General features: G+C 52.6%; 11 protein-coding genes and 5 tRNA genes. 14 read left to right on the top strand and 2 right to left on the bottom strand.

All coding sequences use genetic code 11. From position 1 onward, the window contains the following. Positions 1-108: 108 nt before the first annotated feature. Positions 109-2,127, bottom strand: a complete 2,019-nt coding sequence (uvrB, locus tag L1D47_RS17195) for an excinuclease ABC subunit UvrB (RefSeq protein ID WP_239850606.1) — start codon at positions 2,125-2,127, stop codon at positions 109-111. 745 nt (positions 2,128-2,872) lie between these two features. Between uvrB and L1D47_RS17190 the strand changes: the two genes are divergently transcribed. From L1D47_RS17190 to gloA, 14 genes are all read left to right on the top strand, one after another. Then, a tRNA-Asn gene (locus L1D47_RS17190) sits at positions 2,873-2,948 on the top strand. Positions 2,949-2,989: 41 nt separating this feature from the next. Then, positions 2,990-3,065, top strand: a tRNA-Asn gene (locus tag L1D47_RS17185). 27 nt (positions 3,066-3,092) lie between these two features. Next, positions 3,093-3,168 (top strand) — tRNA-Asn (locus tag L1D47_RS17180). A gap of 25 nt (positions 3,169-3,193) precedes the next feature. Further along, positions 3,194-3,269: transfer RNA gene (locus L1D47_RS17175), tRNA-Asn, on the top strand. 24 nt (positions 3,270-3,293) lie between these two features. Then, positions 3,294-3,369: transfer RNA gene (locus tag L1D47_RS17170), tRNA-Asn, on the top strand. A gap of 144 nt (positions 3,370-3,513) precedes the next feature. After that, positions 3,514-5,415, top strand: a complete 1,902-nt coding sequence (locus L1D47_RS17165) for a GGDEF domain-containing protein (protein WP_239886184.1) — start codon at positions 3,514-3,516, stop codon at positions 5,413-5,415. Positions 5,416-5,498: 83 nt separating this feature from the next. Beyond that, positions 5,499-6,077 (top strand): electron transport complex subunit RsxA, encoded by a 579-nt coding sequence (gene rsxA / locus L1D47_RS17160; protein WP_011865864.1) that lies wholly within the window; start codon positions 5,499-5,501, stop codon positions 6,075-6,077. A gap of 2 nt (positions 6,078-6,079) precedes the next feature. Further along, positions 6,080-6,649 (top strand): electron transport complex subunit RsxB, encoded by a 570-nt coding sequence (gene rsxB / locus L1D47_RS17155; RefSeq protein ID WP_041511175.1) that lies wholly within the window; start codon positions 6,080-6,082, stop codon positions 6,647-6,649. Beyond that, entirely contained in the window at positions 6,643-9,258 is a 2,616-nt protein-coding gene (rsxC, locus tag L1D47_RS17150; RefSeq protein ID WP_239886183.1) for an electron transport complex subunit RsxC, read from the top strand. The genes rsxB and rsxC overlap by 7 nt, the downstream gene beginning before the upstream one ends. 2 nt (positions 9,259-9,260) lie before the next feature. Further along, positions 9,261-10,313 (top strand): electron transport complex subunit RsxD, encoded by a 1,053-nt coding sequence (rsxD, locus tag L1D47_RS17145; RefSeq protein ID WP_239886182.1) that lies wholly within the window; start codon positions 9,261-9,263, stop codon positions 10,311-10,313. A 20-nt stretch (positions 10,314-10,333) separates the two neighbouring features. Next, a complete protein-coding gene (gene rsxG / locus L1D47_RS17140; RefSeq protein WP_239850615.1) occupies positions 10,334-10,972 on the top strand; it encodes an electron transport complex subunit RsxG in 639 nt (212 codons plus the stop codon). Then, positions 10,965-11,663, top strand: a complete 699-nt coding sequence (locus tag L1D47_RS17135) for an electron transport complex subunit E (RefSeq protein ID WP_041511172.1) — start codon at positions 10,965-10,967, stop codon at positions 11,661-11,663. Before rsxG ends, L1D47_RS17135 begins: the two co-directional genes overlap by 8 nt. A 3-nt stretch (positions 11,664-11,666) precedes the next feature. Beyond that, positions 11,667-12,308, top strand: coding sequence for an endonuclease III (gene nth, locus L1D47_RS17130; RefSeq protein WP_239886181.1), 642 nt, complete (start codon positions 11,667-11,669; stop codon positions 12,306-12,308). 412 nt (positions 12,309-12,720) lie between these two features. Beyond that, positions 12,721-13,131, top strand: coding sequence for a lactoylglutathione lyase (gene gloA / locus L1D47_RS17125; RefSeq protein WP_041511168.1), 411 nt, complete (start codon positions 12,721-12,723; stop codon positions 13,129-13,131). Between the two features lie 58 nt (positions 13,132-13,189). Here gloA and L1D47_RS17120 read toward each other — a convergent pair whose 3' ends face one another. Next, positions 13,190-15,700, bottom strand: coding sequence for a TonB-dependent receptor (locus tag L1D47_RS17120; protein WP_239886180.1), 2,511 nt, complete (start codon positions 15,698-15,700; stop codon positions 13,190-13,192). Between the last annotated feature and the right edge of the window lie 958 nt (positions 15,701-16,658).

The following is a 16,658-nucleotide window of genomic DNA, read 5'->3' as shown; positions in this document are numbered from 1 at the left end:
GCAGGATTTTTAGATAAGTAGTTATTCTACAATTAAAAATACTAATACAGTTATCGAGCGTTTTAACAAGCTAGAATGATCAATTATTTATTACGATTGGTATTAGCACTAGGCCTTAATCAGCGCCTCGCGCAGGGCAAGTACCTCATCACGCAGTGCGGCGGCCTGTTCAAACTCCAGGTCTCTGGCATGTTGATGCATACGTTTCTCGAGTTCATCGATCTGATGACTGAGGCTGGATGCATCTTGCTTGGCATAGGTAGTTCTGGACTCGGCCACCTTCTGGTATTTGGGCAATACCTTGGCGGTATGCTCGTTATGCTCACCCAAATCCATCACATCTGCAATCTTCTTCGAGACCCCTTTTGGCGTAATGCCATTGGCCAGGTTAAACTGATGCTGTTTCTCTCGGCGTCGCTCTGTCTCGCCAATGGCCTTAGCCATCGATTTAGTTACTGTATCGGCATAGAGGATCACCTTGCCATTCACGTTACGGGCGGCGCGGCCTATGGTCTGAATCAGTGAACGTTCGGAGCGCAGGAAGCCCTCCTTATCGGCGTCCAAGATGCACACCAGAGAGACCTCTGGCATATCTAGCCCCTCCCTGAGCAGGTTAATGCCGACCAGCACATCGAACACTCCGAGACGCAGATCGCGGATGATCTCTACCCGTTCGACCGTGTCGATGTCAGAGTGCAGATAACGTACCTTCACCCCATGCTCGTCCAGATACTCGGTGAGATCCTCTGCCATCCGCTTAGTAAGGGTGGTTACCAACACGCGCTCGTTTACAGCCACACGCTTGTTCGCCTCGGACAGCAGATCGTCTACCTGTATCGCCACCGGGCGCACCTCTATCTCAGGATCCAACAGACCTGTTGGGCGCACCACCTGCTCAGCAATCTCGCCGTCACTCTTGTCCAGCTCATATTGGGCCGGTGTCGCCGACACGAAGATGGTTTGAGGCATCAAGGATTCGAACTCTTCAAACTTAAGCGGACGGTTATCCAGCGCCGAAGGCAGGCGGAAACCATACTCAACAAGGTTCATCTTACGAGAACGATCCCCCTTATACATGGCACCGATCTGGGGCACAGTCACGTGGGACTCGTCGAGGATCAGCAGGCCATCGGCGGGCAGATAGTCCAGCAGGGTCGGCGGGCCCTCGCCCGGACGTCTGCCAGAGAGATAGCGCGAATAGTTCTCGATGCCCGAACAGTAACCCAGCTCAGTCATCATCTCGATATCATATTGCACCCGCTCCGAGATCCGCTGGGCCTCGATCAGCTTATTATTGTCCAGCAGATACTGCTTGCGCTCCCTCAGCTCCTCCTTGATCTCCTCGGTGGCCGCCAGAATCTTCTCTCTTGGCGTCACATAGTGGGTCTTGGGATAGACGGTAGTTCGGGCGATACGCTGCAAAATATGGCCGGTTAAGGGATCGAACAGGCTGAGGCGGTCTATCTCATCGTCAAACAGCTCGACGCGAATCGCCTGCTTGTCAGATTCGGCGGGAAAGATATCGATCACCTCACCGCGCACCCTGAAGGTACCGCGATCGAGCTCGATATCGTTACGGGTATACTGCAGCTCACTCAGGCGCTGTAAGATCTCCCGCTGCCCCATGAAATCACCCTGACGAAGGTGCAGCAACATCTTCATATAGGACTCGGGGTCGCCAAGACCATAGATGGCCGACACCGAGGCGATCAACACCACGTCACGGCGCTCCAGCAGGGCCTTGGTGGCCGACAGGCGCATCTGCTCGATATGCGCATTGACCGAGGCGTCCTTCTCGATAAAGGTGTTCGTCGAGGGCACATAGGCTTCGGGCTGGTAATAGTCGTAATAGGAGACGAAATACTCCACGGCATTATGAGGAAAAAACTCCTTCATCTCACCATAAAGCTGTGCCGCCAGGGTCTTATTGGGCGCCATGATGATGGTTGGGCGCTGCATCTGTTTGATAACGTTGGCAATGGTAAATGTCTTACCGGATCCCGTTACCCCAAGCAATGTCTGGCTTGCGAGCCCGGCATCTAGGCCGTCGACAAGTTGCTTGATCGCGCCCGGCTGATCGCCAGCCGGCGCATATTGTGAGACGAGATCGAACGCTGATTCACTCAATGGTGCACTCCTTTATAGCTGTGCACCTATCTTAAAGTACCCATAGCTATTAGCCAATTGAGAGCAGACATTTTCTTCATCGAGAAAATTCACCTAACCGCCCTATAAATGTCATCGCTTTGTCATGTAAGTTTTGTACAAGAGGGGAAATCCCACTCAATGTTCAAAAAACAGGCTAAAACGCACGCCTGTAGCCAATTTAATACACAAGTTAGGTGCTAAAACGCATTACATATCTGTAACGTCGCACAGATTATTGCTCAAAGGGGCTTGATTTTTATAAGTCGTTGATAATTGGTGCCAATATTAAGATGCGCTAATTCTTGTCATTTTAAGTACAACCCGCAGGCTCACTGCGTTTGGCCGGCGATTTTATGCCTCACCCACAGGCTTATCCACAGATTTAGTGGATAACTCTCTCAACCTCAGGATAATCGCGGCTTTAACCCCTTTTATACATTGAGGCTCTTTTATCATCCGAGATGAAATTTTACTACATTTGAAAACCCAGTCTTATAGCTAAGCTGGTTTGGCTGTCATATTGACTGAGTGCAAAACCTCAATAGCCGATAGATTTCAGCCAGATATGGCCGTTAAAGCATCAAAATGCGCACTTAGCGATCACTATGCGCATTAGATGAGCACTTAACAGCATAATTACACTTTTTTTGCCAAGTCGAGTTGACTCATGTGTAAGAGCGATTTAATATGCGCTCCGTCTTCAACGACGAGTCGCTTACACGATTCCCCAGTAGTTCAGTCGGTAGAACGGCGGACTGTTAATCCGTATGTCACTGGTTCAAGTCCAGTCTGGGGAGCCAAAGCGTAAAATCTTAGAAGATGAGTTAACAATATTAGATGTTCCCCTGTAGTTCAGTCGGTAGAACGGCGGACTGTTAATCCGTATGTCACTGGTTCGAGTCCAGTCTGGGGAGCCAAATATTGTTAACGATATAAGTATCAATTCCCCAGTAGTTCAGTCGGTAGAACGGCGGACTGTTAATCCGTATGTCACTGGTTCAAGTCCAGTCTGGGGAGCCACTTATTATAATAGAGAAGTATCTACTCCCCTGTAGTTCAGTCGGTAGAACGGCGGACTGTTAATCCGTATGTCACTGGTTCAAGTCCAGTCTGGGGAGCCACTTCACTATATTATCTCTTTCGATTCCCCAGTAGTTCAGTCGGTAGAACGGCGGACTGTTAATCCGTATGTCACTGGTTCAAGTCCAGTCTGGGGAGCCACCTTCTTTAAGTTTCCTCTTCCGCGTTATCCTAAAAAAAGTCATCAACCATAAAGCGTTAGACTATCTGTTTCAAATTTAGCTAGAATGGGCAGTCGATCATCTTAGGTTACTTTTTATGGGCGTGGGAAAATCTATACATCTATTGCTGATTACGGCTTGTCTTGCCTTGGCGGCGCTGGCATATCTCAACCAGCGACAAGAGGTCGCCGCAATAGCCGACTTCCAGCTAAAGGAGTATCAGGCCGATCCCGTTTGGCAACATCCCCTACCCGACCAAGGCCAAGCACTCTTTAATTTGCTCAGCAAAAAGTATGAGCTACAGTTCTTCCAATATGTGCACCAGTTGGACGGCAACCTCAATTATACCCATGGCCAACTCATTACCTCAGACACAGATCTAGCGACCCTGCTCTTTAATCAGCCAAGGGATAACACCCGAGCGCTGCCCCAAGGCCGCTTACAGGTCAAACTATCGAGCCATACTATTGCAAATGACGCCCTCAATCATTATATCCAGCTCCTCATCTGGATAGTCGGCGGCTATCTGGCACTAGCAATACTCTTTACCCTCTTAATGGTCAGACAGAAACGCACCATAGGTCATGCGGTCGATGCCTTGGACGGCTTCGCCGAACTGAAATTCGATGCCATCGCCCACTCTCGTTTTCACGGCGAGCTTAAACCCTTAGGCAAGGCACTCGAACATTGCCGTGTCGCGCTGAACGATAAATTCGCCCAATTACAGCAGCATAACGAGCAGCTCAATCGTGAGGCTTACCAGGACCCGGTGACGCTATTTGGCACCCGACCTAAGTTTACCGAGAAGCTCGACGCCCTCGCCAAACCGGGCAAGGCGCGCATCGGCCTGATGGCGATGATCAAGGCCACAGAACTAGGTCATGTTAACCAGAGCCAGGGACGCGCCGCAGGTGATGACTATTTAGCCGGTGTCGCTACCTGTATCCGCAAGGCGCTACAGGGCATGCCTAACATAGAGGCGTTTAGGATCAGCAGCGCCGATTTCGCCGTCTTTATTCCGGATCTGGTATTAAAGGATGCCCAGCAGCCACTGGAAAAGTTAAAGGCCCAATTTGATGAGTACCAGCAAGGTAGCGATCTCGAGTCGGTGGCCTACATAGGCTTAGTTCCCTATGAGCAGGGTGGCGATGCCCTATCCTTGGTCTATGTAGCCGACGCCGCCGTCAGTATCGCCCAGACCCTTGGGCCTAACAGCTATCATGTGCAGGAGAAGCTCAGCGATGAGGAGCTGGTTGGGGATTCTCACTGGAAGTTGGCCATCGAAGATATCATCAAGCGCCGCGCCATCAAGTTTCACGCCCAGGACATTCAACCCTGCCGCGGTGCCGACAACGTCTATAGTGAACTGCTGTCTCGCTTCTACAGTAGTGAGGGCAAGTTTCTGCCTACGGGAACGGTTGTCGCCATGGCCGAGCGTCACGGCCTGAGCATTGAGCTGGACAAGATCATCATCTTGAGCACTCTTCGCCTGCTGCTCGACACCCCCACCTTCACCGGCGCGCTGGGCATTAACATCAATACCGCTTCGGTCAACCAACCGGCCTTTACCGCCTGGCTGAAAGATATCTTTGTGAGACAGCGTCAGCTCGCCTCACGCCTGGTGCTGGAGGTTAATGAGGCAGGAATGCAGGCCAATATCCGTCAAGCCCATAAATTTGTGCGCGACATGCATAGCGTCGGCGCGCGGGTGTCTGTCGAACACTTCGGCATGGGCTTCACATCTTTTAAGTTCTTCAAGGAGGTCAGGCCCGACTTTATTAAACTCGACGGCAGCTATTCACAGGGGATCGACACAGATTCCAACAATCGTTTCTTCGTTAAGATGATTGTCGATGTCGCCCGTAAGCAGTCGGTTAGCGTCATAGCATCTAGCATCGAACGGCAGGAAGAGAAGTTTGCCCTGGAGCAGCTTTTGGTGGATGGCCTTCAGGGTTATTACATCGCTAAGCCCAAACCATTCACCGTAAAGGATGAACAATCTGCGCGCAGTCAGACGGCGGGATAAATAATCCCTTCATTCTTTGTGTTGTTTATCACGGCCGAAAGGCCGATAATAGCCCGTAAATTAGATATAGATAACCCATTGAGATGAGCGAATATCTCCTCCTATTGGTCGGCACGGTGCTGGTCAACAACTTTGTATTAGTTAAATTTCTTGGCCTCTGCCCCTTTATGGGGGTATCGAGTAAGTTGGAATCGGCTATCGGCATGTCGATGGCCACCACCTTCGTGCTCACCCTTGCCTCTATCCTGAGTTATCTGGTCGACACCTATCTGTTGACCCCCTTCGATCTCAGCTATCTGCGCACCATGGCCTTCATCTTGGTTATCGCCGTCGTGGTGCAATTTACCGAGATGCTGGTACAGAAAACCAGCGCCGCGCTGCACAGGGCCCTGGGGATCTACCTGCCTCTTATCACCACCAACTGCGCCGTACTGGGTGTGGCGCTGCTCAACGTCAACGAAAAGCACGACTTCATCGAGTCGGCCATCTATGGTTTCGGCGCCGCGGTCGGTTTCTCTATCGTACTCATTCTCTTCTCCGCCATGCGCGAGCGTCTGGCCGCCGCAGATGTGCCGGCCCCCTTTAAGGGCGGCGCCATCGCGATGATCACCGCAGGCCTGATGTCGCTGGCCTTCATGGGCTTCACAGGTTTGGTTAATTAAGCATGAGCCAAGTTATTATTGCCATCATCCTATTAGGATTACTCGCCCTCGCCTTCGGCGCGCTGCTGGGTTACGCCGCCGAAAAATTCAAAGTCGAAGGTGACCCCATTATCGATCAGGCCGAGGCCCTGCTGCCGCAAACCCAATGCGGTCAATGCGGCTATCCGGGCTGTCGCCCCTACGCCGAGGCGATCGCCAACGGCGAGAAGATCAACAAGTGTCCACCGGGCGGCACCGCCACCATGGAAAAACTTGCCGAGCTTATGGGTGTCGATCCCGAGCCGCTCACCGCCTCTGCCGAGACCCAGGTGAAGAAGGTCGCCTTTATACGCGAAGATGAGTGTATCGGCTGTACTAAATGTATTCAGGCCTGTCCGGTCGACGCCATCCTAGGCACAGGCAAGCAGATGCACACTGTGATCACTGATTACTGCACGGGCTGCGATCTCTGCGTAGAGCCCTGCCCGGTCGATTGTATCGACATGATCCCCGTGGGCGAAACATTACACAACTGGAGCTGGCAGCTCAATGCCATACCTGTGGTCAATATTAGCGAGGAATCTAAGTGTTAACCTTGTTAGAACAGATAGATAAAGGCACACTCTGGCGTATTCCCGGCGGTATTCATCCACCCGAGCATAAATCGCTTTCTAACCAGAGTGAGATAGCCAGACTCCCCCTTGCGGATCACTATCTGGTTCCCGTCCCGGGTGTCGGTGAGAACTGTACCTTGGCCGTCAAGGCTGGCGACACAGTGACCAAGGGGCAGCCGCTCACACTCGGTGAAGGTTTTCGCTACCTGCCGGTGCACGCCCCCGTATCGGGCAAGGTGATCGCCATCGAAGCGCGCCCCAGCAACCACGCCTCGGCGTTGCCCGTGCTGACCTGTGTGATTGAAAACGATCATCTGGAGCAGTGGATCGACACAGTTCATGCGCCGCTCAGCCCCGAACAGGTGGCACAGATGGACAATGATGCCATCATCAGCCGCGTGCAGGCAGCTGGCATCGCGGGTCTCGGCGGTGCGGCCTTCCCGACCCATATCAAGCTCAAACCTGTGAGCGATATCGAGCTATTGATCATCAACGGCGTCGAGTGTGAACCCTATATCACCTCTGACGACAAGTTGATGCAGGAAGCCTGCGATGAAATCGTCCGCGGCATCACGATCATCCACCAGTTACTCGGCCCCAAGCGCATCATTGTCGCCATCGAAGACAATAAGCCCGAGGCCATAGAGCTGATGAGCCATGCCCTCAATCGCAGCCAGCTACCGAGTCACTGTGCGCGAGTGAGCAAGATCCCTACTCTCTACCCGTCGGGTGGCGAGAAGCAACTAATCCAGATTTTAACCGGACAGGAAGTGCCATCGGGCGCCATTCCGGCAAACCTGGGTATTCTGGTGCAGAACGTCGGCACCGCCTACAGCATTGCCCAGGCCGTCTACCGCAACATGCCGCTTATTGAGCGCGTGGTGACCCTGACCGGCCAGAATATCGCTAAACCCGGTAACTACTGGGTGCCTATCGGCACGCCCGTCGAGCATATGCTCACCGCCGCGCAGTTTAGGGGCAATGAAAATTCGCCGGTGATCATCGGCGGCCCCATGATGGGTTACATGCTGCCGAATGTGGCGGCGCCCATAAACAAGGGTACCAACTGCGTCTTGCTTCCGAGCGAACAAGAAGTCGCGCCGCCGAGTCCCGAACAGCCTTGCATCCGCTGCGGTGAGTGCGCCCAAGCCTGTCCGGCGCAGTTACTGCCTCAGCAACTGTTTTGGCATGCCAAGGCCGAGGAATATGACAAGGCCGCCAGCTACAACCTACGTGACTGCATCGAATGTGGCTGCTGTAGCTATGTCTGCCCAAGCGATATCCCCCTAGTGGAATACTATCGCGTCGCCAAATCGGCGCTACGCCAGGAGGCCGAGGAGAAGAAACAGGCGGAGCTCGCCAAGCAAAGGTTCGACTCCCGCACCCTGCGTCTCGAGCAGGAAAAACAGGCGCGAGAAGAGAAAGCCAAGCTGGCTGCCGAACGCCGCAAGGCGCAGATGACAGGGTCAGATAAAGACGCCGTCGCCGCTGCCATGGCAAGGATTAAGGCCAAGAAAGCCGCACAAGAACAAGATCAGGTGCCAGCGACCGCCAACCTTAATGAAAGCAAGGGTGCTGCAAAACCACAAGATAAGGTTGCCGCGGCAATAGCACGCGCCAAGGCCAAGAAGGCTGCGCAAAAGGCCGAGTCTGAAGCACCTGCCTCAACAGAACAGGCTAAGTCGCGCCAGCAAGTGACAACCTCAGATAGCGGCGAAGCCGCCGCGATGAGTCAGAAAGATAAAGTTGCCGCCGCCATCGCCCGTGCCAAAGCAAAGAAGGCCGCACAAAATTCGGCAGAAGTATCTGAGGCCAGCCAAGGCGCCACTCAGGACGAAGAGCAAAACCTAGGGCAAGACGCCCAAGAAACTGCGCCCTTAAGCCAGAAAGAGAAGGTTGCCGCGGCCATTGCCCGCGCCAAGGCTAAGAAGGCGGCCCAGGTAGAATCGACACTCACCTCGGATGCTCCACCACAAGAGGATGTAGAGGGCGAGCAAGCAACAACAAAAGCGTCAACGCCACACGCCGCAGAGACAGAGGCGAGCAGCCCCGAAGCGATCAAGAAGGCCAAGATCGCCGCTGCGGTTGCTAAAGCCAAAGCCAAGAAAGCTCAGCACGCAAACAGCGAAGAACAACTAGCTGATCCCGTCGCGACCGACGAACAAGCGGTTCAAGAAGCCCCCGTTGAAGATGCCGAAGCTATCAAGAAGGCAAAAATAGCCGCCGCGGTTGCTAAGGCCAAAGCCAAGAAGGCTCAGCAAGCAAACAGCGAAGAACAACTAGCTGAACCCGTCGCGACCGACGAACAAGCGGTTCAAGCGGTCCCTGCAGACGATCCCGAGGCCATCAAGAAGGCAAAAATAGCCGCTGCGGTCGCTAAGGCCAAGGCTAAAAAAGCCCAACAGGACAAGACTGGCGAAAAAGTAGCCGCATCTGTGGGGTCTGACGAACAAGCGGTTCAAGAAGCAACCTTTGAGGATCCCGAAGCTATCAAGAAGGCTAAGATTGCCGCCGCGGTTGCTAAGGCCAAGGCGAAGAAGCTGGCCAAGGCCCAGGCAGAGAACCAAAACAATGAGCACAAGGATTAATCATGGCATTTAAGTTGGCCTCATCGCCACACCTGTCCACCAAGGCACAAACTCGCGGCCTGATGTTTAAGGTCATGCTGTGCGCCCTGCCCGGCGTGCTGGCTCAGTGCTACTTCTTTGGCTGGGGAACCCTGATCCAAATAGCCATGGCCATCGCTATCGCGATAGCCACAGAAGCGGCGGTATTAAAGCTACGCGCACGTCCGGTCGGTAAGACCATCAGCGACAACAGTGCGGCCCTCACCGGCCTCTTGATAGGCGTTGCAATCCCTGCGATGGCGCCCTGGTGGATAGCCGGCATCGGCGTGGTGTTTGCCATCTTAGTGGTGAAACAACTCTATGGCGGCCTGGGCAACAACATCTTTAACCCCGCCATGGCAGCCTATGTGATGCTGCTTATCTCCTTCCCGGTGCAGATGACCAGCTGGGTCGCGCCGAGTGGCGCAGCGCTGAATGACCTAGGATTATTACAAAGCCTGAGTATCATCTTTCAGGGGGCAGACGCCGAGCAGATCCTCGCCTACCGCGCCGGTATCGATGGCGTAACCATGGCCACGCCACTGGATGCGGTCAAGACTGGTCTGTCTACCGGTTTAACCTTGGATGAGATCCTCGCTAAGACTAGCTTCAGTGATGGCTTTGGTATCGGCTGGGCGGTGATCAACCTGGCCTATCTGGCTGGCGGTCTGGTGATGCTCAAGCTGAAACTGATCCGCTGGCAGATCAGCACCGCCATCTTAGCGAGTCTGTTTGTCTGCGCCAGTATCGGCTATCTGCTGAGCCCCGACACGCACATGGGCCCGCTGCTGCATCTCTTCTCCGGCGCCACCATGTTAGCGGCCTTCTTTATCGCCACCGATCCGGTTACCGCCGCAACCAGCACTCGTGGGCGACTGATCTTCGGTGCGCTGATTGGCCTGCTGGTCTATCTGATCCGCAGCTTCGGCGGCTATCCTGATGCCTTTGCCTTTGCCGTACTATTGGCTAACCTGTGCGCACCCTTTATCGATTATTATGTCAAACCCCGAGCCTACGGCCACAGAGCAAGCCGCTAAGCCCACGGCAGGAGTATGAAGTGAAACGTTCTATCGTCAAAAATGCTAGCTTACTGGGTTTATTCGCCCTCCTGTGTACTGCCTTGGTGGCCCTGGTTAACCAGTCAACCTTCGAGCGGATCAAGCAGCAGCAAGATCTCGAACTCATGAGAACCTTGCATCAGATCATCCCTGATGAAATACATGACAACGCACTCATCGAGCACTGTATACTGATCCAGGACGCCGACGTACTGGGAGTCGATGAGCCCCTGCCCGCCTACATCGCTAGCCAAGGCGGCGAGCCCGTGGCCATCGCCATGGAAACGGTCGCGCCAGATGGCTATAACGGCCAAATCAAACTGGTCGTCGCCATCGATGTCAAAGGAGAGGTTCTGGGCGTGCGTACCCTCAACCATAACGAAACGCCTGGCCTTGGCGATAAGATAGATCTGCGTAAGTCTCCCTGGGTATTGAGCTTTAAGGGTCAGAGTATTCAAGGTGAACAAGACAAGCGTTGGGCGGTAAAGAAAGATGGCGGTCAGTTCGATCAGTTTACCGGCGCGACCATCACCCCCAGGGCCTACGTCGGTGCGGTTAAACGCACCCTGCGCTATTTTAATGCCAACAAGCAGACACTGCTAAGCCGCCCTGCCAACTGTGAGGTGCAATATGAGTAACTATCGTGATATCGCCTGGCAAGGATTGTGGAAGAATAATCCGGGCTTGGTCCAGCTCCTGGGCTTGTGTCCACTGCTCGCAGTCACCGCCACACTCACCAATGCCATCGGCCTTGGGTTAGCCACGCTTGTTGTGCTGGTCGGCTCCAACGTGCTGGTCTCCCTGGTGCGAGAGTTTGTGCCTAAGGAGATCCGCATTCCCGTATTTGTGATGATCATCGCCGCCCTAGTGACCTGTGTGCAGCTGTTGATCAACGCCTACGCCTACGGACTATACCTGTCACTTGGGATCTTCTTGCCCCTTATCGTCACCAACTGCGTCATCATAGGGCGCGCCGAGGCCTTTGCCTCACGTAACAACGTGGTTAAAGCAGCCTTTGATGGCCTGATGATGGGATTGGGCTTCACCCTAGTGCTTATGCTGCTCGGGGCTTGTCGTGAGATCCTCGGCCAAGGCACGCTATTTGATGGTGCCGACCTACTGCTCGGTGACTGGGCCAAGGGATTAACGATTCACCTATGGCAGGTGGATACCAACTTCCTGCTGGCGATGCTGCCACCCGGCGCCTTTATCGCCATGGGCTTCCTCATTGCCATCAAGAACATGATCGACAAGCAGCTCGAGGCACGTAAACCGGCCCCAGAGGCTGCCCCAGCCGTCACCCGCGCACGCATTACCAAGGTGAGTTAAGTTATGAATACCGAAAAGCGTCGTAAGATCCTGGAGATCTTTCGCGACAACAACCCTAAGCCAGAAACGGAACTTAACTTCTCTTCCCCCTTCGAGCTGCTGGTTGCCGTTACCCTGTCGGCCCAAGCTACGGACGTGAGCGTCAACAAGGCCACCGACAAACTGTTTCCCGTGGCCAATACGGCGCGCGCCATCTACGATCTGGGCGTCGAGGGACTCAAAGAATATATCAAGACCATAGGCCTGTATAACAACAAGGCCATCAACGTCATCAAGGCCTGCGAGATCTTGCTGGAGAAGCATGGCGGTGAGGTGCCCGAAGACCGTGAGGCACTGGAGGCTTTGCCGGGAGTGGGTCGTAAGACGGCCAACGTGGTGTTAAACACCGCCTTCGGCTGGCCAACCATCGCCGTCGATACCCACATCTTTCGCGTCGCTAATCGCACCAAGTTTGCCATGGGCAAAAACGTGGATCAGGTCGAGCAAAAGATGTTAAAGGTTGTGCCTGCCGAGTTTAAGGTGGATGTACACCACTGGTTTATTCTCCACGGGCGCTACACCTGTGTTGCGCGCAAGCCAAGATGCGGAAGTTGCCTGATTGAAGACTTGTGTGAGTTTAAAGAGAAGGTCTATCCGGACGAGTAAGTCTTCTTGGTCTTGGTAAGCGCTAAAAGCACCAAGGCGAGATGGATACCTACGTTTAAACATAAAAAAGCCGCAAAAGCGGCTTTTTTTGTACGATTCGACTGCCAAATCAGGCAGACGAATTAAAACATGCTCATAAAGAACACAGATAGAAACAGTGCTATGGTGACCGTAAGTCCTAGGGCCATTTTTAGTTCGGTTGGCATCGACAGCTCCTCTAATAACCAGGCTTCATTATCTCAGCCATCCGCTTGAACACCAGTGACATAGACTGATTCTGTGAGCGGGATCATGGCAAGGCCAATATGATTTCAATAGGGGTTTATGACAAAAGCAAGGTTGATGTATCAGATTTAAATAGCGGATAAATAAGGTATACTTGGGCCTAGCATTTTCCTAAAAAGAGGTCCTTATGGCACAACTTTTACATACCATGCTGAGAGTCGGCGATCTCGATCGTAGCATACATTTTTACACCGAGATCCTGGGCATGAAACTCCTGCGCAAGTCTGAAAACCCAGAGTATCGTTATACCCTTGCCTTCGTCGGCTTCGACGAAGAGGCCACAGGCGCCGCAGTGGTTGAACTCACCTACAACTGGGACACAGACAAGTACGATCTCGGCAGCGGCTTTGGCCATCTGGCGATTGGCGAAGAGGATATCTACAGCCGCTGCGCAGCCATCGAAGCCGCAGGCGGTAAGGTGACACGCCAGCCAGGTCCGGTTGCCGGGGGCACCACAGAGATTGCCTTTGTCGAAGATCCCGATGGTTACAAGATTGAGTTTATTCAGATGAAATCTGCCCAGCAGGGTTTAGGCTAATCGTTAAACTTGCATAAAAAAAAGCGCCCTAGGGCGCTTTTTTATTAGGTTCTACAACTTAGAACTTAACGGTTACACCGCCGTAGATCTGACGGCCGATAGTGTCGTACACCTCAGGCACTGTGCCCGCCTCGTTACCGCTGGCCACCATTACAGGCTTCTCATCGGTAAAGTTCTTTACACCCAGACTTGCGGTAATGCTGTCGTTGATGTGGTACATACCAGAGATGTTGTGGTACAGCACAGAGTCAACCGCATCACCATAGTTAATGTCGTCCATCTCGCCGATAAAGCGATTAGAGTACATCACACTCCAGTCACCCTGGCCAGCCTTCACGCTAAAGTTGTTCTTCACCTTAGAATAGCCACCGAACATGCCACCGATAGTGCCTGTGTAGTCGATGCCATCCTGCTCAAACTCAAGCAGGTAGGTTAAATCGTTGCTGATGCTCCAATCTAAGCCCAGGCCCTCAAAACGGTAAGCCAGGTTAAAGTCGACACCACTCGTGTCTTGATAGCCAACGTTGGTCAGCGGGTTGGTCAGGTTTTCCAGGTTACCGTCAGGCGTGATACCGAAAGTTTCACAGGCAGTGGTATCACCGGCGTGACAGGCATTTAGACCCGCCTGAACATCCAGACGCGAGATAGCATCTGTGATCTTAAAGCGCCAGTAATCCAAGGTCAGCGACATGCCATCGATATAGCTCGGCGAGTAGACAAGACCTGCAGTGTAAGACTCAGACGATTCCGCCTTCAGATCGGGATCAGAGGTGTAGTTCACCAAAATCTGTGGGTCCTGCTCGTTACCCCAAGGATCGTCCAGATAGTCGTATGAACCCACGTTACCGCCATACAGCTCGCTCACGTTTGGCGCACGGAAACCGGTAGCCGCCACGGCGCGTAGCATAAGGTCGTCGGTCGCCTCATAGGTTAAACCTATCTTCCAGGTCGATGCGTTACCAAAGGTAGAGTAGTCATCGAAACGCAGCGCGAATTCACCGGTTAGCTTGTCGGTGAAAGGTACGCTCACCTCTTGATACACAGAGATCACGCTGTAGCTACCATCGGTAGGATCTTGCTGCGCCGCCGTGCCTTCACCCGCCACGATCACAGGATCGGGATTGTAGTAACCGCTGTCATGGCGGTATTCGGCGCCGATCGCATAAGCGACAGGGCCCGCTTCCAGGTCGAAGGCTTCACCGCTGATCACACCAGAGACGATGTGCTGCTCGTTACCGCCCGTGGTGGATTCAAGGTAGCTGATGTCGTCAATGATGGCTTGAGACAGCGGGTCGCCGCTGAACCAGGCATCCTGATTATCATAGACAGACTGCTCCATGTTCTTGGCGTTGATTGAGTTATGAACCCAGGTCTCAGCCTTGTTCTTACCATAGGTGTAAGAAAGGTCCCATGCGATACCCGTATGAACATCGAACTCACCGGCTAGACCGGCAGATACGCGCAGGGTATCTGTGTCTTGCTCATAGATACGGTTACCGGCATCTGTGGTTCTTCTGCGGTATTCCACGCGGCCTTGATCATCAGGCTTGATACCGCCAGCAATCATCTCATCGGTGAGCGTGATGCAGTTGCCGGTTGAACTTGGCGTACACACATCCAGCATCACAGAGGCCGGCTGAGCCGCCATCATCTGCTCAGATTGACGCTTGGTGTATAAGAGATCACCGGTAAAGACGATATCGTTAGCCAATTCTTGCGTCGCGTTGGCGAAGAAGCTGTAACGCTCATTTGGCGTCTGCAGCCAGCTATCCTGGGTAAAGTCATAACCCTCGGTGCGATCGACCCAGTTACCGTTCTCATCCTGTACCTTACCGCCTAGCGAGCCGGTTGGGATAAAGCTACTGGCGCCCTTCTCCACCCAGTCGCGATCTTTTTGCATCACGCCGCCACGATCCGAATAGGCCACACCAAAGGTGTAATTACCACCATCGGTATTGAAGCCATAGAGTGCACTGATCTCGACGTTTTCACCGTCACCCTTGTCGGTTGCGCCGCCATTGATGTCTAGCTGGAAGCCTTCGAAATCTTTCTTGGTGATGATGTTAACCACACCGGCAATGGCGTCGGAACCATACACGGCCGAGGCGCCATCTTTCAGGATCTCCACACGAGCGATCATCGCCACTGGGATGGTGTTGAGATCCACGGCGCTATCTGCACCCGAACCTGAGTTAACCATACGGCGGCCATTTAACAGTACCAAGGTACGGCTCGCGCCCATACCACGCAGATCCACCTGGGCGACACCATCGGCACCATTGTTAGTGGTAGAACCTACCGCCATACCGGCCATGGCAGGTTGTGCCTGTAGGATCTCGTCGACCGAATTGTAACCTTCGGCGCGAATGGCACTGGCATCGATAACGGTTACCGGTGAAGCCGTTTCCATGTCTTGACGTTGAATGCGTGAGCCGGTCACCGCGATACGTTCAAAAGAGGCACTTTCTTCGGCAGCAACTGCATTGTTGGCAACAAAATATCCACTGGTCGACACTGTCGCAATTAAACTTAATTTAACTGCTGCAGCTAATCTGCTTTTTTTAATCATGTAGGTCTACTCCCTAATTCAATTTTTATTCGGCGCCGTTCTTTTATTTATTCAACGCTCGAATCGATACTGTCTTTTCCCCCTAAAGCCGTCAATCCACCAATTTATTAACCAATGAAAAATAAAGGTTAACAAAAAGTCTCATTTAAGTAACTGATCGAGTTTGATATTTCAGGCAAATGAGTGAATAGGCATTAATCTGGTTTAATTAACTAGGTTAGTTGACCCTAGGCAGTGTTTTACTCGGCCTGGGCTGCAACACAATCACAACGCACACAAAAGACAAAACTGTGACACCCATCACATTTATAGGCGTTTCAATCCGCTGTCGTTACGCAATTTGCACATAAAGCCGCCGTCATTAACAATCACCGAGCGAAAAGCCCCTAATGAATAAGGATGCTGAAAAAGCCTTGGATCTGTTGTTACAATATTTTACAAGCGAGGAGAAAAGCAGCAGGTGCCAGCCCTTCTTTTAGAATATTGAATAAGCGGCAATTGCGACAAGGTTCAGGATTAACAGATTTAAATTAAAAAAATTAAACCAACAACACTTTAATTAATCAGTGGCCAATAAAATTTAACTTGGATATATTGAAAATCATTTTTAAATTAATCAACACACCAATAAAATTACCAACAAATAACCCTCACAAATAATACAAATGTGACCCTTTGTATCTTTATTCCGATAGCATGAAAGCTCTAGGGAAGGTGCGAATAAGTCCCGTGCTTGCTCTGCGTGTGCTTAAAGTGGATAGATGCAAGGCACAGTTTGCAGCGAATGGCCCTAGTCCTTCGCAAGAACTGTAACGCAGCAAATACCGCTGTAAGCCTCGCCCTGCGGGGCTTTGATAGCAACACCATTTCGGCATTATTCAACTTCAGCAGGCCTCGGCATGYCCTCAGTTGAATGCCTTGAACTGTCGCTGCTATCAAAGCCAGAGCTGTGCGACGA

The sequence above is a fragment of the Shewanella sp. Isolate7 genome, from assembly GCF_022398425.1.
GTDB lineage: Bacteria > Pseudomonadota > Gammaproteobacteria > Enterobacterales > Shewanellaceae > Shewanella.
This window is presented reverse-complemented; position numbering and strand designations above follow the sequence as displayed.

Excerpts from the sequence above, each read along its gene's own strand:
- rsxD (WP_239886182.1), top strand. The coding sequence starts at position 9,261 with ATGGCATTTAAGTTGGCCTCATCGCCACACCTGTCCACCAAGGCACAA.
- rsxB (WP_041511175.1), top strand. The coding sequence starts at position 6,080 with ATGAGCCAAGTTATTATTGCCATCATCCTATTAGGATTACTCGCCCTC.
- L1D47_RS17120 (WP_239886180.1), bottom strand. The coding sequence starts at position 15,700 with ATGATTAAAAAAAGCAGATTAGCTGCAGCAGTTAAATTAAGTTTAATT.
- gloA (WP_041511168.1), top strand. The coding sequence starts at position 12,721 with ATGGCACAACTTTTACATACCATGCTGAGAGTCGGCGATCTCGATCGT.
- L1D47_RS17135 (WP_041511172.1), top strand. The coding sequence starts at position 10,965 with ATGAGTAACTATCGTGATATCGCCTGGCAAGGATTGTGGAAGAATAAT.
- rsxA (WP_011865864.1), top strand. The coding sequence starts at position 5,499 with ATGAGCGAATATCTCCTCCTATTGGTCGGCACGGTGCTGGTCAACAAC.
- nth (WP_239886181.1), top strand. The coding sequence starts at position 11,667 with ATGAATACCGAAAAGCGTCGTAAGATCCTGGAGATCTTTCGCGACAAC.